Annotated in this window: 16 protein-coding genes; 8 read left to right on the top strand and 8 right to left on the bottom strand. The window is 74.5% G+C overall.

Going from position 1 to position 20392, the window contains the following annotated elements:
• Nucleotides 1-421: 421 nt before the first annotated feature.
• On the bottom strand, nucleotides 422-3346 hold the full coding sequence (secA, locus tag AC5RWQ_RS21960; RefSeq protein ID WP_494284560.1) for a preprotein translocase subunit SecA: 2925 nt from the start codon (nucleotides 3344-3346) through the stop codon (nucleotides 422-424).
• 169 nt (nucleotides 3347-3515) lie between these two features.
• Here secA and AC5RWQ_RS21955 point away from each other — a divergent pair, with 169 nt between their 5' ends.
• Nucleotides 3516-4667, top strand: a complete 1152-nt coding sequence (locus tag AC5RWQ_RS21955) for a GNAT family N-acetyltransferase (RefSeq protein WP_494284559.1) — start codon at nucleotides 3516-3518, stop codon at nucleotides 4665-4667.
• Nucleotides 4664-5824, top strand: a complete 1161-nt coding sequence (locus AC5RWQ_RS21950) for a GNAT family N-acetyltransferase (RefSeq protein ID WP_494284558.1) — start codon at nucleotides 4664-4666, stop codon at nucleotides 5822-5824. Before AC5RWQ_RS21955 ends, AC5RWQ_RS21950 begins: the two co-directional genes overlap by 4 nt.
• A gap of 24 nt (nucleotides 5825-5848) precedes the next feature.
• On the opposite strand, the gene hpf is transcribed toward AC5RWQ_RS21950, so the two are convergent.
• The 5 genes from hpf to mtrA all read right to left on the bottom strand — a co-directional run bounded on the left by hpf (nucleotide 5849) and on the right by mtrA (nucleotide 11734).
• Nucleotides 5849-6487, bottom strand: coding sequence for a ribosome hibernation-promoting factor, HPF/YfiA family (gene hpf / locus AC5RWQ_RS21945; protein WP_334491995.1), 639 nt, complete (start codon nucleotides 6485-6487; stop codon nucleotides 5849-5851).
• A 249-nt stretch (nucleotides 6488-6736) separates the two neighbouring features.
• Nucleotides 6737-7399: a ComF family protein gene (locus AC5RWQ_RS21940; protein ID WP_494284567.1), complete on the bottom strand. Its 663-nt coding sequence runs from the start codon at nucleotides 7397-7399 to the stop codon at nucleotides 6737-6739.
• Nucleotides 7400-7448: 49 nt separating this feature from the next.
• Nucleotides 7449-9281: an LpqB family beta-propeller domain-containing protein gene (locus AC5RWQ_RS21935; RefSeq protein WP_494284557.1), complete on the bottom strand. Its 1833-nt coding sequence runs from the start codon at nucleotides 9279-9281 to the stop codon at nucleotides 7449-7451.
• On the bottom strand, nucleotides 9278-10954 hold the full coding sequence (mtrB, locus tag AC5RWQ_RS21930) for an MtrAB system histidine kinase MtrB (RefSeq protein WP_494284566.1): 1677 nt from the start codon (nucleotides 10952-10954) through the stop codon (nucleotides 9278-9280). Before mtrB ends, AC5RWQ_RS21935 begins: the two co-directional genes overlap by 4 nt.
• A 90-nt stretch (nucleotides 10955-11044) precedes the next feature.
• Nucleotides 11045-11734 (bottom strand): MtrAB system response regulator MtrA, encoded by a 690-nt coding sequence (gene mtrA / locus AC5RWQ_RS21925; RefSeq protein ID WP_334492000.1) that lies wholly within the window; start codon nucleotides 11732-11734, stop codon nucleotides 11045-11047.
• A 218-nt stretch (nucleotides 11735-11952) separates the two neighbouring features.
• Between mtrA and AC5RWQ_RS21920 the strand changes: the two genes are divergently transcribed.
• From AC5RWQ_RS21920 to AC5RWQ_RS21900, 5 genes are read left to right on the top strand one after another with little or no spacing between them, the layout of a single operon-like run.
• Nucleotides 11953-12801 (top strand): hypothetical protein, encoded by an 849-nt coding sequence (locus tag AC5RWQ_RS21920; protein WP_494284556.1) that lies wholly within the window; start codon nucleotides 11953-11955, stop codon nucleotides 12799-12801.
• On the top strand, nucleotides 12798-13445 hold the full coding sequence (locus AC5RWQ_RS21915; RefSeq protein WP_494284555.1) for a DUF4129 domain-containing protein: 648 nt from the start codon (nucleotides 12798-12800) through the stop codon (nucleotides 13443-13445). Before AC5RWQ_RS21920 ends, AC5RWQ_RS21915 begins: the two co-directional genes overlap by 4 nt.
• Nucleotides 13442-14890: a DUF4350 domain-containing protein gene (locus tag AC5RWQ_RS21910; protein ID WP_494284554.1), complete on the top strand. Its 1449-nt coding sequence runs from the start codon at nucleotides 13442-13444 to the stop codon at nucleotides 14888-14890. The genes AC5RWQ_RS21915 and AC5RWQ_RS21910 overlap by 4 nt, the downstream gene beginning before the upstream one ends.
• Nucleotides 14887-15873, top strand: coding sequence for an AAA family ATPase (locus AC5RWQ_RS21905; protein WP_494284553.1), 987 nt, complete (start codon nucleotides 14887-14889; stop codon nucleotides 15871-15873). Before AC5RWQ_RS21910 ends, AC5RWQ_RS21905 begins: the two co-directional genes overlap by 4 nt.
• Nucleotides 15870-17180 (top strand): DUF58 domain-containing protein, encoded by a 1311-nt coding sequence (locus AC5RWQ_RS21900; RefSeq protein ID WP_494284552.1) that lies wholly within the window; start codon nucleotides 15870-15872, stop codon nucleotides 17178-17180. Before AC5RWQ_RS21905 ends, AC5RWQ_RS21900 begins: the two co-directional genes overlap by 4 nt.
• Here the strand turns inward: AC5RWQ_RS21900 and AC5RWQ_RS21895 are convergent.
• Nucleotides 17171-18121, bottom strand: coding sequence for a stage II sporulation protein M (locus AC5RWQ_RS21895; RefSeq protein WP_494284551.1), 951 nt, complete (start codon nucleotides 18119-18121; stop codon nucleotides 17171-17173). The genes AC5RWQ_RS21900 and AC5RWQ_RS21895 overlap by 10 nt on opposite strands.
• A 41-nt stretch (nucleotides 18122-18162) precedes the next feature.
• Here AC5RWQ_RS21895 and AC5RWQ_RS21890 point away from each other — a divergent pair, with 41 nt between their 5' ends.
• A complete protein-coding gene (locus AC5RWQ_RS21890; protein WP_494284550.1) occupies nucleotides 18163-19080 on the top strand; it encodes an RDD family protein in 918 nt (305 codons plus the stop codon).
• Here the strand turns inward: AC5RWQ_RS21890 and efeB are convergent.
• The gene (gene efeB / locus AC5RWQ_RS21885; protein ID WP_494284549.1) at nucleotides 19073-20380 is read right to left on the bottom strand and encodes an iron uptake transporter deferrochelatase/peroxidase subunit; all 1308 of its coding nucleotides are present in this window, start codon (nucleotides 20378-20380) and stop codon (nucleotides 19073-19075) included. The two genes, AC5RWQ_RS21890 and efeB, sit on opposite strands and share 8 nt — an antisense overlap.
• Between the last annotated feature and the right edge of the window lie 12 nt (nucleotides 20381-20392).

Below are 20392 nucleotides of genomic sequence, written 5' to 3'. Positions count from 1 at the left end.
GGCAGAACGCACGCCGTTCTCCCGCCCATCCAGTTCTGACCTTCGACAAGCCAGAACCTAGGCAGGACAACGGCGTGCCCCATAAGCGACGCACCGAACCACCCACACATGCGTCACAAGACCCATATTTATGACCCACCGTCATACGGCTCCCTACGAAGCGGGCAGCAGCGACGCTACGATTCCGTGATAGCGCGCCGACTGCGCAGCGGGCGCCGGACCACGGCCCCGGGCAGCAGGACCACGCAACCCGGCGGCCGGGCCACGCACCCCGGGGCAGCAGGTCCACGCGCCCCGGGGCAGCAGGTCCACGCGCCCGGGCAGTCAAACCACGCACCCGAGCAGCGGAAGAGCCGCGGTCCCGAAGGACCGCGGCTCCTCTCACGTCACTGGCTTCCGGGGCGGCTTGCCCCGGACGGGATCAGGCGCCGCCGTTGGGCGCGCCGTGGCAGCGCTTGTACTTGCGGCCGGAGCCGCACGGGCAGGGCGCGTTGCGGGACGGACCGCCCGCCTCGCCCCGGTCCACCGGCGCCGCACGCCGGGCGGTGCTCGCCGCGACGGCCTGGCCGCTCGCCCCGGTGGCCGCCGGGCGACGCGGCGCGCCGGACGGGCCGGGCGCCGCCGGACGGGCCGGCGTCTCCGGGTTGCCGCCCACGCTGCGGGCCGGCGCCTCCTGCTCGGGCCGCTCGACCACGACCGCACCAGCGCCCGCCTCGCCGTCGATGGTCGGCGCGGAGTACTGCAGGCCCTGCTGCTGCGGCGCCCGGTTGAGGCCCTTGGCCCGGATCTCGACCGGCTTCTCCAGCAGCTGGACCTCTTCGGCCTCCGGCTCCGGCTCCTGGACCTGCACCTCCAGGTTGTACAGGAAGCCGACCGTCTCCTCCTTGATGCCGTCCATCATGGTGGCGAACATGTCGAAGCCCTCGCGCTGGTACTCGATGACCGGGTCGCGCTGGGCGTACGCCCGCAGGCTGATGCCCTCCTGGAGGTAGTCCATCTCGTAGAGGTGCTCGCGCCACTTGCGGTCGATGACCTGGAGCAGCACCATCCGCTCGAGCTGCCGGGTCCCCTCCTCGCCGAGCTGCTCCTCGCGCCGGTCGTACGCGGCGTGCGCGTCCTCCTTGAGGCGGGCGAGCAGGAAGTCGGCGTCGATGCTGGCCCGGGAGCCGCCGGCCTCCTCCTCCAGCTCCTCGATGGTGAACCCGACCGGGTAGAGCTGCTTCAGGCTGGACCAGAGCTGCTCCAGATCCCAGTCCTCGGCGTAGCCGTCGCTGGTGGCGCCGGTGACGTACGCGGTGATCGTGTCGTCGATCATGTTGCGGACCTGGTCGGAGAGGTCCTCCCCATTGAGCACCCGCAGCCGCTCGGCGTAGATCACCTGGCGCTGCTTGTTGAGCACCTCGTCGTACTTGAGGACGTTCTTGCGGATCTCGGCGTTCTGGCCCTCGATCTGCGCCTGGGCGCTCTTGATCTGGCGGGTGACCATCTTCGACTCGATCGGCACGTCCTCCGGGATGTTGAAGCGCTCCATCACCGCCTCGACCGCACCGGCCCGGAAGCGCTTCATCAGCTCGTCCTGAAGGGAGAGGTAGAAGCGGGACTCGCCCGGGTCGCCCTGCCGGCCGGCGCGACCACGCAGCTGGTTGTCGATCCGGCGGGACTCGTGCCGCTCGGTGCCGAGGACGTACAGACCACCGGCGGCGGCGACCTCCTCCGCCTCGACGTCGCAGGCCTGCTTCCAGGTGGGCAGGACCTCCTCCATCGCCTTGGCGTACTCCTCCTCCTGCTCCACCGGGTCGAGGCCGCGCTGGCGCAGCTCGTTGGCGGCGAGGAACTCGGGGTTGCCACCGAGCAGGATGTCCGTACCACGGCCGGCCATGTTGGTGGCGACGGTGACGGCGCCCTTGCGGCCGGCCTGGGCGACGATCTCCGCCTCGCGGGCGTGGAACTTCGCGTTCAACACCGAGTGCGGGATGCCACGGCGGCGCAGCAGCTGGGAGAGGATCTCGGAGTTCTCCACCGACACGGTGCCCACCAGCACCGGCTGGCCGGCCTGGTGCCGCTCGGCGATGTCCTCGATGACCGCGTTGAACTTGGCCTTCTCGGTCTTGTAGATGACGTCGGCCCGATCGAGGCGGACCATCGGCCGGTGCGTCGGGATGGTCACGACGCCGACCTTGTAGACCTTGTTGAACTCGCTCGCCTCGGTCTGCGCGGTACCGGTCATGCCGGAGAGCTTCTCGTAGAGGCGGAAGTAGTTCTGGAGGGTGATGGTGGCCAGGGTCTGGTTCTCCTGCTTGATCTCCACCCCCTCCTTGGCCTCGATCGCCTGGTGCATGCCCTCGTTGTAGCGGCGGCCGTGCAGGATGCGGCCGGTGAACTCGTCGACGATCAGGACCTCACCATCGCTGATGATGTAGTCCTTGTCGCGCTTGTAGAGCTCCTTGGCCTTGATCGCGTTGTTCAGGTAGCCGACCAGCGGGGTGTTCACCGACTCATAGAGGTTGTCGATGCCGAGCCGGTCCTCGACCTTGGCCACGCCGCGCTCGGTGATGGCGATGGTCCGCTTGGCGTAGTCGACCTCGTAGTCGCCCTCGCCGTCGGTGCCGGGCTGGAGGCGGGCCACCACGCCGGCGAACTCGGAGTACCAGCGGGCGGAGTGCTCGGCCGGGCCGGAGATGATCAGCGGGGTCCGGGCCTCGTCGATGAGGATCGAGTCGACCTCGTCGACCACGGCGAAGTTGTGGCCGCGCTGCACCAGCTCGTCCTTCGACCAGGCCATGTTGTCGCGCAGGTAGTCGAAGCCGAACTCGTTGTTGGTGCCGTAGGTGATGTCGCACTCGTACGCCGCGCGGTGCTCGCTGGACGGCCGGTTCGGCAGCACGACGCCGACGGTCAGCCCGAGGAACTCGTGCACCCGGCCCATCCAGGCGGCGTCGCGCTGGGCCAGGTAGTCGTTGACCGTGACCACGTGCACGCCCTTGCCCGAGAGCGCGTTGAGGTAGACCGCCATGACCGAGGTCAGGGTCTTGCCCTCACCGGTCTTCATCTCGGCGATGTTGCCGAAGTGCAGCGCCGCGCCGCCCATCACCTGGACGTCGTACGGGCGCTGGCCGAGCACCCGGGCGGCCGCCTCCCGCACCGTGGCGAAGGCCTCGGGCAGCAGGTCGTCGAGGGTCTCACCGTCGGCGAGCCGCTCGCGGTACTGCTCGGTCAGGCCACGCAACTCCTCGTCGGTGAGGTTGACGTAGTCGTCCTCGATCGAGTTGACGGCGGCGGCGATGGCCTTGAGCCGGCGCACCATACGGCCCTCGCCGGCGCTAAGGACCTTTTCCAGAATCGACACGGATCAACGCTCCCCTAGACAGTCTCGAACCATCGTAGGCGCATCGTTGCGGCGATGGTCACTGGTGGCGGCGGTCGGGCCCGGCGAAACCGACATAACTCCCGGTCGGCGCCGCCGCCGACGCTTATCCGGTTACGCCCACCGCGAACGATCCGGCACGATGGCTCGGATGGAGCCTGTGGAGATCATCGAGGACGGCCTGCTGCTGCGCGGGTGGCGGGCCGCCGACGCGGACGACGTGCTCCGGGCGTGCCAGGACCCGGACATCCAGCGCTGGACCACCGTACCGCGCCCGTACCTGCCGGAACACGCCCACGGCTTCGTCGCCGAGATCGCCCCGGCGGCCTGGGCGGACGGCACCGGGGCGCCGTTCGCGGTCTGCGACGCCGGCACCGGTGAGCTGCTCGGCTCCTGCGGGCTGGTCTCGATCGACCGGGGCCTCGACTCGGGCGAGATCGGCTACTGGACCGCGCCGTGGGCGCGCGGCCGGGGCGTCACCGTACGGGCCACCCGGGCGGTCGCCCGCTGGGCCTTCGACACGCTGAAGCTGCGCCGGCTGATCTGGCAGGCCGAGGTCGGCAACCACTACTCCCGACTGGTCGCGCTCCGGGCCGGCTTCCAGATCTCCGGTGAACTGCGGCTGGCCCACCCCGCCGAGGGCGGGCGCGTCGAGGGCTGGATCGGCTCGCTGCTCCCCGGTGAGGTGCCCGCCGCCGGCGAGCCCGGCCCGGCCGGCCCGGACACCCTGGACGCCCGGCGGGCCGCCGTGTTCGCCCGGCCGCAACCCGTCCTCTTTGCCACCGCCGGCGACACCGAGCTGCGGCTGCGCCCGATGGAGGAGCGCGACCTGGACGCGATCGTGACGGCCTGCCGGGACCTGGACACCGTCCGCTGGACGACGGTGCCGCATCCGTACCAGCGCGGCGACGCGGAGGGCTACCTCGACCACGCCGGGCTGGGCTGGGCCCGGGGCACCAGCGCCACGTTCGTGATCGCCGACGCCGACGACGCGTACGCCGGGACCGTCGACCTGCGGCTGAGCCCGACCGCTCCCCGGGCCGACGTCGGTTTCATGACCGCGCCGCACGCGCGGGGTCGCGGGTACATGTCGGCCGCACTCGGCGCGCTGAGCGCCTGGGGCTTCACCACCCTCGGCCTGGATCGGATCGAGTGGCGGGCCAACGTCGGCAACACCGCCTCCCGGCGGGTCGCCGAGAAGGCCGGGTTCACCGTCGAGGGGACCGCGCGCGGCGGCGTCCGGCACCGGGGCGAGCCGACCGACGTGTGGGTGGCCGGGCTGCTCCCGGAGGACCTGCGGTGACTCCCGAACTGATCGACGCGGGCGCGGTCCGGTTGCGCCCGTTCCGGCTCGACGACGCCGCGGACACCGCCGCCGCCTGCTCCGACCCGCTGACCCAGCGGTTCATCTCCGGCATGCCCGACCCGTACACCGAGGAGAGCGCCCGCTGGTGGGTCACCGAGGGCGCGCCCGCGGCCTGGGCCGCCGGCGGATCGGCGTACGCGATCGCGGACCCGGCCTCCGACCGGCTGCTCGGCGGCACCGGCCTGAGCCAGGTCGTGCCAACACGCGGGCAGGCGGAGATCGGCTACTGGGTGGCGCCCTGGGCGCGTGGCCGGGGGGTGGCCACCGCCGCCACCCGCGCGCTGGCCGCGCACGCCTTCGCCGCCGGCATCTCCCGGCTGGAACTGCTCACCCACGAGGAGAACGCGGGCAGCCAGCGGGTGGCGCTCGCCGCCGGCTTCCGCTTCGAGGGGGTCCGCCGGGGCGCCAACCCGAGCCGGGGCGGCGGCCGGCACGACCTGCTGGCCTGGGTACGCCTCGCCGACGACCCGGACGCCCCGGCGCCCCGGCTGCTGCCCGACCTGCCGGACGGCCGGCTCACCGACGGCGTGGTCGTCCTGCGCCCGATCCGGCCCGACGACGTGGAGCTGGTGCACCGGCTGCACACCCGGCCGGAGGTGGTGGCGAACCAGGCGCCGCCGGTGCCGCCGACCCGCGAGGCGATCGAGCGGCGCTGCCGGCTGGCCGAGAGCGGATGGCTGACCGGGGTCATCGCCCGCCTGCTGATCGTGGACGCGGCCACCGGAGAGCCGGCGGGCACCTGCGGCCTGTCGGTCTCCGACCCGGCGGCCCGGGAGGGCACGGTCGGCTACGCGCTGCTGCCCGACTGGCGCGGCCGGGGGTACGCCACCCGCGCGCTCCGGCTGCTCACCGGCTGGGCGTTCGGGCCGGCGGGGATGGCCCGGCTGGCCGCCGGCACCATGCCGGAGAACACCGCCTCGCACGGGGTGCTGGAGCGGGTCGGCTTCCGCCGGGAGGGGCTGCTGCGCGGCCGGCTGCCCGGGCTGGGCGGCTCCCGCGTCGACGACCTGATCTTCGGCCTGCTCGCAGAGGACTCACGCGCAGACGGCATCGGCCACGGAGCCGGGGCGGGACAGCCGCCCCCGGCTCCGTGACCGGCGTAGCAGGGTGGACGGGGATCAGGGTTCGATGTCGAGCGAGATTATCCCGTAGTCGTAGGCGTGCCGGCGGTAGACGACGCTCGGGCGGCCCGACTCCTTGTCGTGGAACAGGTAGAAGTCGTGCCCCACCAGTTCCATCTGGAACAGGGCGTCGTCCACGGTCATCGGCTCGGCGGGGTGCACCTTCGCCCGCGCGATGTGCCAGGGCTGATCGTCGTACTGGTCGGCCGGATCCTCGTCCCGCTCGGCCACCGCGGTGGCGGTGGCGGCGGTACGGGTGACCGCTCCGGCGAGGTCGTCCACCGGCAGGTCGGCGGTGGCGGCGGCGACGGAGAGCGGCGCGTGCCGGCCCCGGTGCACCCGGCGGCGGTCGGCCGCGCGGCGCAGTCGGGTGTCCAGCTTGGCGATCGCCGCGTCGAGTGCGCTGTAGAAGTCGTTCGTGCAGGCCTCCGCCCGGATCACCGGCCCACGGGAGACGCAGGTGATCTCCACTCGCTGGCAGGTGTCGGACTGGCGGGGATTGCGCTCGTGAAACAGCTCCACATCGACGCGGATGAGCTTGTGATCGTAGCGCTCGATTTTCGCGAGCTTCTCCGCTACGTGCACCCGGTAATGGTCCGGCACTTCGACGTTTCGACCCTTGACCACGATGTCCACGTGACCTCCCTTTTTCGGATGGTCGTCTCATTTTCGAACCCGGTCGACCGGCCCGTGGAGCGTCCGTGCGGGCGTCGACCGGTCAGGTACGGCTACGCCTCCTTCCAGCGTCGGGGTGGGGTGCGGACCCTGGTACCCCCGACAGGAAAACGCTAACTCCTGTTCGGGAAGCCGTCACCCCCGGTTGCCGAGAACGCCCAGGAATTTTCACACCTCGTACACCAAGGGGTGAAACGGAAACACGAAGCGTCACCAATGACGTCGCTTTTGCGTTGCGGCGAGCACCGCCGCTCCCTTTGGCGTCATTCCCACGAGCCGCAAAGACCGGCTGACCGCCGCCAGGGTGGCGCCGGTGGTGACGATGTCGTCCAGCACCACCACCGCCCGGCCGCCGGCGTCCCGGCCTCCCGCGCCGCGCGGGCGGAACGCCGCCTCCGCCGCCGCGGCCCGCCCGGCACTGTCCAGCGCCACCGAGTCGGGCCGGGGCGCCGCGCGCAGCGGTCGGGCCAGCCGGACGTCCCAGCCCGCGCCCCGCAGCCGGGCGGCGGCGTGCCGGGCCAGCCGGGTCAGGTGGTCGCCGTAACGGGCCCGGGCCGCCGCCGCGGTGTCCGGCACCGGCACCAGCAGCACCGGCCGCGCCGGGCCCACCGAAGCGGCCACCGCCTCGGCCAGCAGCGCGCCCAGCGGCCGGGCCAGCCCGTGCCGGCCGCGTTCCTTGTACGCCAGCAGCGCCTCCCGCAACGGCCCTCCGTACGGGCCCAGGGCGTGGCACGGGGGCAGGCCCGGCGGCGCCGGGTCGGGGCGTACCGGGGCGGGGCGCAGCGCCGCCAGGGCACCGGCGCAGGTCGGGCAGAAGCCCCGCCGGATGGACGTGGCGCGTTGCCGGCACCCCGCGCAGTCCGCCGGCAGCACCAGGTCGGTCAGGTCCGCCCAGAGCCCGCCGACGTCCCGCACGAGGGGCTCAGAAGAGGAAGAAGGGCGCGGTCGGGCTGCCCGCCCCGCCGGCCGGCGGTGGGGTCACGTCCAGCACCTGGTCGCCGAGGATCTTCTCCGCCGACGGGTAGCGGTAGGCCACCCCGTTGGCCTCGTACATGATCAACGCGCCGGGCCGGGTGAGGACCGGGTTGGTGGGGTACGCGGCCAGGTGGGTGACCTTGGCGCCCACGTCGCTCACCAGCGGGGTCTCCACCGTCCCGTCGACGCCGACCTCGTACACCCCCGACCGCTCCGCCGTGCCGGCGACCACGAGGGCGTTCTCCGCCGCCCAGTCCACCGCCGACAGGTCGGTCAGTGAGGTGGGCACTTCCCGGGCCGGCCCCAGCGACACTCCGCCCGGGTCCATGACCACCGCCACGTAGAGCTTGCCGCCGACGATCAGGGCGATCCGCTGCCCGTCCAGCGAGGCGGCCACCGCGCTCACCGCGCCGGGGACGTTCAGCGGCACTTGCAGCATGTCGGCCCCGTCGTCGAACCGGTAGAGCCGGCCGCCGGCCGTCACCAGGCCGTACGGCTGGGCCGGATCCGGCGAGCGCAGCCAGACCGGCCGGCCGATCGCGGGGAACGTCTGTTTCGACTCGCGCGTCGCCGGCACCGGGTCGGCGCCGTAGCCGACCCGCAACCGCTGCCGGCCGCCGGGGGCGGCGGTCACCAGCGCGGCGAAGAGGCGGTCGTCGGCGCGGCGGACCGCCGCCGAGACGATGCCCCGGTTGGCCGCCGCCGCCAGCGGCGCGGTGCCGGTGGACTGTTCCGGGAACGACAGCGGGTGGATGGCGCCGTCGAAGACGGTAAACGGCTGCGGGCCGTCGCCCAGCGGGTAGAGCGGGTGGGCGAGCCGGTGCTCGTCGAGGTCGTCGATGCGTACCCGGGACTGGTTGCGGGTGGTCAGCTGGAGCTGGCCGTGCAGGTCCGGCAACGACCAGGCGAGCTGGGTGGCGAGCTGCTGCAGCCGGCGGTGGTCGTCACCGGGCAGGTCGAGGGCGACCTCCCAGCGGCCGTCCGTCTCGACGGCGTTGTTGATCAGGTTGGTGCCCTTCGGCAACCCGGTCACGCCCGGGCCCAACCACTCCGACGGCCCGCCGGTCAGCCACCGGACCACCTCGCTGACCAGGCGTTCGCTCGCCACGGCCTGCGGCAGGTAGCGCTGGTCGGCGACCAGCCGGCTCTGGTTGGAGTTCCGGTTCTGGTTGGAGTTCCAGAAGTAGACGTTGCGGGGCTGGTAGTACTGGCGCAGCGCGTCGGTGCTCATCAGCAGCACGTTCGGCGGGTTGGTGACGTAGAGGCCGGCCTCGTCGGTCCCCTCCTGCCCGGCGCTGCGCAGCGAGAACCGGTAGGTGTCCTCCGTCGCCACCGGCGGCGACAGCACTCCGTCGGCGCGCAGCTGGCCGACCTGCTCGACGGTCAGCACGACACTGATGTCGCCGCCGACGTTCTCGGTGATCACCGGCCGGTCGGTCAGCCGGATCACGTTGATCACGGTCTCGTTGCCGGGCTTGTCCGGCAACCGGTTCCGGCTGTCCCGGTCGATGAACTGCCGAACCCGGGTGTACGCCCGCTCCGGCTCGCCCGCCGCCGCGGACAGGAAGTTGTCGACGAACGCCCCCCGGTTCGTCCCGCTGGCCGTCCGGGTCGGCGGCTCCTTGCGGAAGCTGGACGCACCGGCCTCCACCGCCGGCCCCGAGCCGTCCACCTGCACCTCGGAGTTCGCCGGGATGCCGCAGCCGGCGGCACCGACGGCGAGCAGGACGGCACAGAACACCCCGGCGACAGTCGGCCGGCGCCCACCCCACGTCGTCACGAGCGCACCTCCGCCCGACCGTTGCCGGTCGCCGACCCGGGGCCGATCGCCAGCGCGCCGTCGCCAGCGGGCCCGATGGCCAGCATCTCCCCGTCGCGCGGGCCGCCGAAGGGCAGCGCGGCGTCGGCCGGCACCAGTCGCAGCGGCGAGGTGGTGAGCCGGTCCCCCGCCCGGGCCGGCAGGGTGAGCCGGAACTGGGCGCCCTGCCCGGGTGCCCCCCACGCCTCCAGCCAGCCGCCGTGCAGCCGGGCGTCCTCCAGGCTGATCGACAGCCCCAGCCCCGTTCCGCCGGTCTGCCGGGCCCGCGACGGGTCGGCCCGCCAGAACCGGTTGAAGACCAGCTTCTCCTCGCCCGGCTTGAGGCCGACGCCGTGGTCGCGCACGGTCAGCGCCACGGCGGTCTGGTCGACGCCCAGGGTGATCAGCACCGGCTTCGCCTCGCCGTGCTCGACGGCGTTGCCCACCAGGTTGCGCAGCACCCGCTCGACCCGGCGGGGATCGACCTCGGCGATCACCGGGGTGGTCGGCACGTCCAGCTCGATGGTCACCCCGACCCGCTCGGCCAGCCCGGCGAGCCGGTCGGCGACCCGGTGCACCACCGGCACCAGGTCGGTCGGCTCCGAGTCGAGCATCGCGAAGCCGGCGTCGAAGCGGCTGATCTCCAGCAGGTCGGTGAGCAGCTCCTCGAACCGGTCCAGCTCGGCCTGGAGCAGCTCGGCGCTGCGGGCCACCGCCGGGTCGAACTCGTCGCGCTCGGCGAAGATCAGGTCGGCGGCCATCCGGACCGTGGTCAGCGGGGTGCGCAGCTCGTGCGACACGTCGGAGGTGAACCGGCGTTGCAGGCGGGACATCTCCTCCAGGCGGAGGATCTGCCGTTGCAGGTTGGTCGCCATCTGGTTGAACGAGGCGGCCAGCAGCGCCAGATCGTCCTCGCCGTTGACCACCATCCGCTGGTCGAGCAGGCCGGCGGAGAGCCGCTGGGCCGTCCGCGCGGCCACCCGGACCGGGGTGACGACCAGCCGGGTCACCAGGGCGGCGAGCAGGCCGAGCAGCAGCACCAGGGCCACCCCGGTGGCGAGCACGGTGGACCGGGCGTCGGCGGCCGTGGCGTCCTGCCGGTTGAGCGGCACCAGGTAGTAGAGCTCCACCTGACCGAACCGGGTGGGCACCGGCGAGCCGTACACCAGGTATTTCGTCCGGTCGCCGGTGAGCCGGCCGGTCTGGATCTGGTGGGCGATCTTGCCGTCGGCGACCGCCGCCCGCAGCTCCCGGCTGATCAGCGGCCGGACGTCCAGCGCCGGCGAAGTGCGGGTGTCGATGATGCCGGCGTAGTTGTCGGCGGTGATCGCCACGACCACCCCGCTGGTCTGCTGCGGGTCACCGCCGGCCAGGTAGTTGACCGTGCCCTCAATGGTGTCCTGGAGCTGGGCGTCCTGCGGCTGGCTGTAGAGCTTGAACTGCTTCGACGAGTAGTCGCTCCCGCTGCGCAGCCGCAGCAGCACGTCGGTCTGGGCGTTCTCCAGCAGGATGTTGGTGATCTTGTCAGCGATCAGATAGGCGAAACCGCCCACCAGCAGGCTGGACGCCACCAGCGTGATGGTCACCACCCGCACCTGCAACGACCGCCGCCAGGTCTGGCGCAGGCCGGCGACGAGCCGCAGGAACCGGCCCACCAGCACACGACGCAGCGCCCGCACGGCCGGACGCCAGCCGGCGGACGGGTCGAGGTGGGAGTTCGGGGAACTGGTCACGGTGCGACCAGGCTATCCGGTACCCGCCTTGTAGCCCACGCCCCGAACGGTGAGGATGATTTCCGGCCGCTCCGGATCGGGCTCGATCTTGGCGCGCAGCCGCTGCACGTGCACGTTCACCAGCCGGGTGTCCGCCGCGTGCCGGTAGCCCCAGACCTGCTCCAGCAGCACCTCCCGGGTGAAGACCTGGCGCGGCTTGCGGGCGAGCGCGACCAGCAGGTCGAACTCCAGCGGCGTCAGCTTCACCTCCTCGTCGTCCCGGGTCACCGTGTGCGCCGGCACGTCGATGGTGATCTGGTTGCCGGGCGGGCCGATGGTCAGCATCTCCGGGGCGACGTCCTCGCCGCGGCGCAGCCGGGCCCGCATTCGGGCCACCAGCTCCTTGGGCTTGAACGGCTTCACCACGTAGTCGTCGGCGCCGGACTCCAGCCCGAGCACCACGTCCACCGTGTCGCTCTTGGCGGTCAGCATCACGATCGGCACGCCGGACTCGGCCCGGATCGCCCGGGCCACGTCGATGCCGCTCATCCCGGGCAGCATCAGGTCGAGCAGGACGATGTCGGGTCGACTGTCCCGGAACGCGGCCAGTGCCCGTTCCCCGTCGGCGACGAACGAGGGCAGGAAACCCTCGCTGCGCAGGACGATGCCGAGCATCTCGGCGAGCGCGGGGTCGTCGTCGACCACCAGTACCCGGGCTCTCATGGGATTGATGTTTCCATCCCCGTTCAGTTCGTGGGATCGGCGTTCACCCGGCACGGTACTGCCGTGGGCCGCGTCACCGCACGTCCCACACGCAACACCGCCGCGCCGGCGGACCTCCGGAGGCCACCCGGCGTGCGGGTCCACCCGATCGGGCCGGGCGTGTCACCATGATCCCCGGGCGCGTCGCCGTCCGCCACCACACCCCGCCAGGAGTACGCGTGCCCGACGTCGGCCCGACCGCCGTGCTCCCCGGGCGCCCGCTCACCGTCGGGGAACTGCTCGACTCCGCCGTGCTGCTGCTGCGCGGCCACGGCCGCCTGCTGATCCCGCTGGCCGCCGTCCTCGCCGTGGGCGAACAGCTGCTGCTGTACCCGCTACGGCAGGCCGCCTTCACCACCCCGCCGATGTGGTTCGCCAACTCCGGGTTGGTCGGCCGGTGGTGGCAGGTGGTGGTGGTCGGCGCCGGCATCGAGGCGGTGATCGTCACGCTGCTCGGCAACCCGGCCGCCCGGGCCGCCGGGGCCGCGCTGCTCGGCCGGCGGGCCGGCGTACGCGAGCTGCTCCGTCCGGCCGACGCGCGGTGGGGCGCCTCCCTGCTCCTCGCCCCGCTGACCGGGCTGCTGGTCGGGCTGGCCGCCCTGCTCGGGCCGGTCTGGGCCGTCGCGTACGGGCTCACCGGGTCGGTGGCCGCCGCCCTGGTGATCGACCGGGTCCACCGCGGCGAGGCCTGGTCCCGGGCCGCGCGGCTCGCCACCCGAGGAGGCGGCCGGGCCGGCCTGGTCCGGCTGCTGGGCTACCTCGGCTGGTGGTTCCTGCGGGTCGGGCTGGCCCTCGGTGTCTTCCACGGCCTGCGCTCGCTGGACCTCGTCGACGTCGGCCCCGCAGCGGCGCCCTGGCTGGCGATGGCCGCCTGGGCGGCGGTGAACAGCGTGGCGTACCCGGCGCTGGCCTGCCTGGACGCGGTCGTCCACCTGGACGTCCGGATGCGCACCGAGGGGCTGGACATCCGGCTGTCCCGCTCCCCGGCCGGCCTCCCCGAGCCCGTCCTGCTGGCGGCCGACAGGTGAGCGCCGACCGCTGGTGGACCGAGGCGGTCGCCGCCCTCGGCGATGTCGTGCCGCTGCCGCTGGCCGCGCTGCTGCTGGTGCTGCTCGCCGGGCTGGTCGCCCTGGCCTGGTACCACTTCCCGGCCTGGGTGCCGCGCCGACTGCCCCGACTACGGCTGCCCCGACTACGGCTGCCCCGACTACGGCTGCCCCGACTACGGCTGCCCCGGTTCCCCCGGCCCCGGCTGCCCCGGCGGCGGCGCCGGACCCGCAAGGCGCCCGCGTCCGCGTCGGCGCTGCCCCGCCCCCGTGCCGGCGAGACCGGCCCGCCCGCCGCGCCGGCGCAGTCGCTCGCCGACCGGCTGGCCGCCGAGGGGCGGTACGCCGAGGCCGTCCGGGAACGGCTGCGGGGCATGGTCCGCCGGCTGGTCGCGGCCGGCGCGGTCCAGCAGCGGCCCGGGATGACCGTCACCGAGCTGACCAGCGCGGCGGCCGCCAACCGACCGCCGGTCGACCCGCCGCTGCGCGCGGCCGGGGCGATCTTCTCCGAGCTCTGGTACGCCCAGCGGCCCGCCTCCGCCGCGCACGACCGGCGGATGCGGGAACTCGCCGAGGAGCTGGACGGGGCGCTCGCCGGCCGGCCGACGGAGGGGGCTCCCGAATGACCGCCACCGTTTCGGCCCCGGCCGCCGCCCCGGACCCGGCCGCCGCCCCGGCCGGCCAAATCCCGCCACCGCCCCGGCGCCGCCGCCGGCACCGGGTGCTGATCCCGCTCGCGGCGGCGGCCCTGCTGCTCACCGGCACCCTCGTCATGCACGCCGTCGACCAGCCGGACCCGGCCGACCCGGGATACCTCTCCCCGGTGGCGACCGACGACGACGGCGGCAGCCGGCTAGCCGAGGCGCTACGCGCGCAGGGCGTCACCGTGCAGCGGGAGACCGACCCGCTGCGCGCGTTCGACGCGCTGGACGACGGGCGGGCCACCCTCTTCGTACCGGCGCCGGAACTGCTGCACCCGAAAACCCTGCGCCTGCTCGGCGAAGTGCCCGCCGGCCGCCGGCTCCTCCTGGTCGACCCGTCCCGCCGGCTACTGGAGTCGGCCGGGCTGCCGCTGGTGCCGACCGGCCGCCGCTGGGCCACCCGGGCGGTCGACCCTTCGAGCGACGGCCGCCCCTGCCCGCTGCCCGAGGCGGCCCGGGCCGGCACGGCCGCCGCCCACCGGCAGCGGTACGCGGTGCCGACGGGCCGAACGGTGGCGCTGGACCGCTGCTACGGGTCGGGGCTGGTCCAGGTGCCGTGGAGCACCGACGTGGTGGTGATCGGCGCCGGTGACCCGTTCCGCAACGACCGGATCGGCGAGTGGGGCAACGCCGCCCTGGCCACCGGCCTGCTGTCCCGGTACGGCCGGGTGGTCTGGCTCGACCTGGACGGCCCGGCGGCGGCGCCCCCGACGACCGCGCCCGGCCCGGGCGGCGACCCGACCCCGGGCCCCGGCCGGGGCGGCGACCCGACGGCCGGGGACGGCGGCGCCCCGGGGGACGGCACCGGCGACCCGGCCGGCGGTGGCCGCCCGGGCGGGTCCTCGGGGAACGGCGGACCGTCGCGCAGCGGCGACGGCGGGCAGTCGGACTCGGCCGGGTCGCCGGACGATCGCAACCCGCTCTGGGACGCCTTCCCGACCTGGTTCTGGGCGCTGCTGGCCCAGCTCACCCTGGCCGCGCTGCTGCTGGTGCTCTGGCGGGCCCGGCGGCTCGGCCCGCCGGTGGCCGAGCCGCTGCCGGTGCGGGTCCGCGCCGCCGAGACGGTCCTCGGCCGGGCCCGCCTGTACCAGCACGCCCGGGCCCGGGGCCCGGCCGCGAGCACGCTGCGCGCCGCCGCCCTGGACCGGCTGCGCGGCCGGCTCCAGCTGCCCGCCGAGACCCCGCCCGCCGAGGTGGCCGCCCGGGTCGCCGCCCGGGCCGGCGGGACCGTGGAGCAGGCGCACGAGCTGCTGTACGGCGCGGAGCCGGAGTCCGACGCCGAACTGCTGGAGCTGGCCCGGTCGCTGGACCGGGTGACCCGTACGGTCACGGCATCCGCCGCGTACCCGACCGAAGGAGACCACCGGTGAGCCGACCCTTGACCGCCGAGACCACGGCCGGCCCGGACGAGGCCCGGGCCGCGCTGCACCGGCTGCGTACCGAGGTGGCCAAGGCGGTCGTCGGTCAGGACGCGGTGGTCACCGGCATGGTGATCGCGCTGCTCTGCCGGGGCCACGTGCTGCTGGAGGGCGTACCGGGGGTGGCCAAGACCCTGCTGGTCCGGACGGTCGCCGCCGCGCTGGACCTCGACTCGAAGCGGGTCCAGTTCACCCCGGACCTGATGCCGGGCGACGTGACCGGTTCGCTGATCTTCGACCCGCGTACCGCCGCGTTCACCTTCCGGGAGGGGCCGGTCTTCACCAACCTGCTGCTCGCCGACGAGATCAACCGGACGCCGCCGAAGACCCAGTCGGCGCTGCTGGAGGTGATGGAGGAGCGGCAGGTGTCGGTGGAGGGGGCCCGGCGGCCGCTGCCCGACCCGTTCATCGTGGCCGCCACCCAGAACCCGGTCGAGTACGAGGGCACCTACCCGCTGCCCGAGGCGCAGCTGGACCGGTTCCTGCTCAAGCTGACCGTGCCGCTGCCCGCCCGGGACGAGGAGCTGGGGGTGCTGCGCGCCCATCACGCCGGCTTCGACCCGCGCGACCTGGCCGGCGCCGGCGTACGCCCGGTGGCCACCGCCGCCGACCTGGCCGCCGCCCGGGACGCGGTCGGCCGGGTGCACGTGGCCGAACCGCTGCTCGGCTACATCGTGGACCTGTGCCGGGCGACCCGGGCCGCGCCGGCGCTGGAGCTGGGTGCCTCGCCCCGGGGCGCCACGGCGCTGCTCGGCACCGCCAAGGCGTGGGCCTGGCTGGCCGGCCGGGACCACGTCACCCCGGACGACGTGAAGGCCACCGCCCGGCCGACGCTGCGGCACCGGCTACGGCTGCGGCCCGAGGTGGAACTGGAGGGCGTCGGCGTGGACGCGGTGCTGGACACGGTGCTGGCCACCGTGCCGACGCCCCGATGACCTGGCGGGCGGCCGTCCTGCTGCTGGGGGGCGCGCTGACCCTGCCGGCCTGGCCGGCGCCGTTCCTCGGCGTGGCCGTGATGACCGGCGCCGTGCTGCTGCTGACCGCCGTGGACTGGGCGCTGGCCGCCCCACTGCACGGTGTGGTGACCGCCCGGGAGGGCGACCGGACCGTCCGGCTCGGCGGCACCGCCACCGTCGCGCTGCGCCTGGCCAACACCTCCGGCCGTACGCTGCGCGCCCAGGTCCGGGACGCCTGGGTGCCCTCGGCGGGCGCCCGACCCGACGTACCGCCGGAGCGGCTGCTGCGGGTGGTGGCCGGCGGGGAGGCGCTGCTGCCCAGCCTGCTCACCCCGACCCGGCGCGGCGACCGGCCGGCGGTGGCGCTCGCGCTGCGCTCGTTCGGCCCGCTGGGGCTGGCGTTCCGGCAGCGCGCCGGGCGGCCCGCCACGCCGCCCTGGACGCTGCGGGTGCTGCCCCGCTTCGACTCCCGCCGGCACCTGCCGGAGAAGCTCTCCCGACTGCGGGTGATCGACGGTACCCAGGTCGCCCGGGGGCGCGGCCAGGGCACCGAGTTCGACAACCTGCGCGAGTACGTGGTCGGCGACGACGTCCGCTCGATCGACTGGCGGGCCAGCGCCCGCCGCTCCGACGTGCTGGTACGCACCTGGCGACCGGAGCGGGACCGCCGGCTCGTCTGCGTGCTGGACACCGGCCGGACCTCGGCGGTCCGGGTCGGCGACGAGCCCCGGCTGGACACCGCCATCGACGCGGCTCTGCTGCTCACCGTCCTGGCCGCCCGGGCCGGCGACCGGGTCGACCTGATCGCCGCCGACACCGCGATCCGGGCCACCGTGACCGGCCACCACCGGCCGGCGCTGCTCGGTCGGCTGGTCACCGCGGTGGCCCCGCTGCAACCGGCGCTGGTGGAGACCGATTTCGCGCTGATCGTCGGGGAGGTGCTGCGTCGGGAGCGGCGACGCAGCCTGGTGGTGCTCTTCACCGCCCTGGAGGCGGCCCCCCTCGCCGAGGGGCTGCTGCCGGTGCTGCCCCGGCTGGCCGCCCGGCACCGGGTGGTGATCGCGGCCGCCCAGGACCCGGTGCTCGCCGCGCTGACCGGCGCCGCCCCGGCCCGCCGGGAGGACCCGTACGCGGCCGCGGCGGCCCTGCGGGCGCTGGCCGAGCGGGACCGGGTGCGCGCCGCCCTCGCCCGGTACGGCGTCTCGGTGGTGGACGCGCCCGCGGACCGGCTGGCCCCCGCGGTCGCGGACACCTACCTGCGGCTCAAGGCGCTCGGTCAGCTCTGACCGGCGGCCACCGCCCGACGGCCGCACACCACGACGTACCCGAGGAAGCCGAGCCAGACGGCGGTGCCCACCCCGATCCGCAGCGCGGTCGGCACCGGCGCCGGGGTGACGAACGCCTCCAGCAGCGCGGAGACCGCGAAGAGCCCGACCAGGCCGACGGCGACCAGGATCGCGGACCGGCCCGCCTCGGCGACCGCCCGGCCGCGGGTCAGGTGCGCCGGTGGGGAGATCCACGCCCAGCCGGTGCGCAGCCCCACCCCGGCGGCGACGAAGATCCCGGTCAGCTCCAGCAGCCCGTGCGGGGTGATCAGGCCGAAGAACACGTCCGCCCGGTCGTACGAGATCATCACGCCGCCGACCACGCCGACGTTGAGCGCGTTCTGCCACAGCAGGTAGAAGACCGGCACGACGAGCACCCCGGAGGCGAGGCACTGCGCGGCGATCCACGCGTTGTGGGTCCACAGGTGGAAGGCGAACGTGGGCGCGGAGAACTCGGTGTAGTAGCCGGCGAAACCGGAGTCGACCAGGTCGGCCGCGGCGTCCGGGCCGATAAACGCCGCCGCGGTGTCGGGGTGCCCGGCGACGTACCAGATCAGGAAGCCGCTGAGCAGGCTGAAGCCGGTCGCCACCGCGCACCACCAGGGCCACGCGCGCCAGACCGCGGCCGGGAAGCCCACCGTGACGAACCGGCCGACGGCGGCCCAGGAGGCGCGGCGGCGGCCGGTGATCCGGGCGCGGGCCCGCAGCACCAGTTGGGAGAGGCGGCTGACCAGCATGGGATCGGGTGCGCTGCCGCGTACGGCGGAGAGGTGGGTGGCGGTGCGCTGGTAGAGCGTCACCAGCTCGTCGATCTCGTCGGCGTCGAGCCGGCGACGGTCGAGGAACAGCTCGAGCCGTCGCCACTCGTGGGCGTGCTCGCCGACGTACGCGTCGAGATCCACTGGTCCTCCCCCGTCCGGCGCTCATAGTGTTCACTGTGCGGGTGAGAGCGCAACCGCCGGTGCCCGTCGCGGTCCCGACGACCGGTCGGGCCGCAGACGCCGGCCTGGTCAGCGGCGAGGCCGTCGAGCTGGACGTCCGGGTCGCCCGGCTGGGCTCCCGGGTGCTGGCGCTGCTGATCGACATCGTGGCCCAGGTGGCCATCGCCGCCCTGCTGGCCGTGGCGCTGATCCCGTTGGCCCTCAACGTGCTGCCCGAGGCGGTGTTGGACGAGGCCCTCGGTGACGCCCTTCTCACGGTGGGGCTGGTGGCGGTGCTGGTGGGCTACCCGGTCTGTTGGGAACGCTTCTGCCACGGGCGGACGGTCGGCAAGCTGGCGGTCGGGCTGCGGGTGGTGAGCACCGACGGTGGCCCGGTCGGGGTGCGGCAGTCGCTGACCCGCGCGCTGGTCGGGGTGGCCGTGGAGTGGCCGGGCCTGGTGCTGCCCCTGCTGAGCTGGGTGGCGGGCGTGGCGGTGATGCTCACCGACCCGCGCGGGCGGCGCCTCGGTGACCTGGTGGCCGGCACGATGGTGGTGCACACCCGCACGACGCACCCCTGGCGCCCCGCCCCGATGATCATCCCGCCGCTGGCCGGCTGGGCGGGCCGGCTGGAGCTGAGCCGGCTGGACGACGCGCTGGCGCTGGCCGTGCGGCAGTACCTGACCCGGGCGCAGGAGTTCGCCGAGCCGTCCCGGACCCGGCTCGCGGCGGGGCTGTGGGGCGAGGTGGCCGCGGTGACCTCGCCGGCGGCGCCCCCAGGCGTACCGGAGGCCCTGCTGCTGGCCGCCGTGCTGGCCGAGCGGAACCGGCGCGGCGCGCTGCGACTGCGGTCGGCGCGGGCCACCACCGCGGCCCTCTGGGCGGACCCCGGCCCGGCGCCGGTCGACCCGGCCCCGATCGGCACCCCGGCGATCAGCTGAACAGGGCCCGACCCCAGTGGTCGGCGGCGTCCCGGACGCCGGGCGGGCAGGCGAAGACGGCGCTGGAGACGTGCCGCAGGTACTCGTTCATCGCGTCGTGCCGGGCCAGCTGGGTCTGGATCGGCACGAACTGCTTGCGCGGGTCCCGCTGGTACGCCATGAAGAACAGGCCCGCGTCGAGCCGGCCCAGCCCGTCGGAGCCGTCGACGAAGTTGTAGCCCCGGCGCAGCAGGCGGGCGCCGTTGTTGCGGGTGGGGTGGGCCAGCCGGACGTGCGCCGTCTCGGCGATCACCGGCTCCCCGTCGTCGCCCTTGGCCGCGAAGTCCGGCTCGTCGAACTCGTCCGTGCGGCCCAGCGGCGCGCCGGCCCGCTTGGTCCGGCCGACGATCTGCTCCTGCTCGGCCAGCGAGCTGCGGTCCCAGGTCTCGACCTGCATCCGGATCTTGCGGGTGACCAGGTACGACCCGCCGGTCATCCAGTCCGGCCCGTCGCCGGGCTGGGCCCAGAGCTGCTCGCGCAGCAGGCCGCTGTCCTCCGCCTTGAGGTTGGCGGTGCCGTCCTTGAAGCCGAACAGGTTGCGCGGCGTGGCCTGGTCCCGGGAGGTCGACGAGGTACGCCCGAAGCCCAGCTGCGACCAGCGGACGCTGACCACGCCCATGCCGATCCGCGCCAGGTTGCGGATGGCGTGCACCGCCACCTGCGGGTCGTTGGCGCAGGCCTGGACGCAGATGTCGCCGCCGGAGATCTCCGGGCGCAGCGCGTCCCCGGCGAAGTGCGGCAGGTCGGCCAGGGCGGCCGGCCGGCGGTCGGCGATGCCGAACCGGTCCCGGCCCTGGGCGTCACGGAAGAGCGTGGCCCCGAAGCCGACGGTGAGGGTGAGCTGCGACGGCGGCAGGCCGAGCGCCTCGCCGGTGTCGTCCGGCGGGGCCTCCGGCATACCGTCCACCGCGCCGATCACCCCGGCGTCCCGGCCGCTGGTCATCCGGGCGGCGGCGGCCGACCACTCCTGGAGCAGGGCGACGAGCTTCGCCCGGTCCTTGGTGATGACGTCGAACGCGACGAAGTGCAGCCGGTCCTGGGCGGGGGTGGTGATCCCCGCCTGGTGCTCGCCATGGAACGGCACCGCCCCGGCGGCGGTGTCGTTCGCCGCCGCGTGGTCGGCGCCCCGGACCAGCGCGCCCGCGCCGGCGGCGACCCCGGCCACGCCGGCGACGCCGACCCCGGCCAGGGTGATGGCCCGCCGCCGGGACAGTCCGCCGCGGGCGGTGTCGGTGGAGGTGGCGGTGTTCTGCTCGCTCATCGAATCTCCTGG

It is taken from the genome of Micromonospora sp. BS32 (assembly GCF_059089345.1).
Note: the sequence above shows the minus strand (reverse complement) of the source record. Positions and strands in the feature narration are given on the sequence as shown.

What these genes read in the sequence shown, in the direction of transcription:
- AC5RWQ_RS21955 (WP_494284559.1), top strand. Translation starts at nt 3,516, where the DNA reads ATGGAGCCTGTGGAGATCATCGAGGACGGCCTGCTGCTGCGCGGGTGG.
- mtrA (WP_334492000.1), bottom strand. Translation starts at nt 11,734, where the DNA reads ATGAGAGCCCGGGTACTGGTGGTCGACGACGACCCCGCGCTCGCCGAG.
- AC5RWQ_RS21910 (WP_494284554.1), top strand. Translation starts at nt 13,442, where the DNA reads ATGACCGCCACCGTTTCGGCCCCGGCCGCCGCCCCGGACCCGGCCGCC.
- AC5RWQ_RS21900 (WP_494284552.1), top strand. Translation starts at nt 15,870, where the DNA reads ATGACCTGGCGGGCGGCCGTCCTGCTGCTGGGGGGCGCGCTGACCCTG.
- efeB (WP_494284549.1), bottom strand. Translation starts at nt 20,380, where the DNA reads ATGAGCGAGCAGAACACCGCCACCTCCACCGACACCGCCCGCGGCGGA.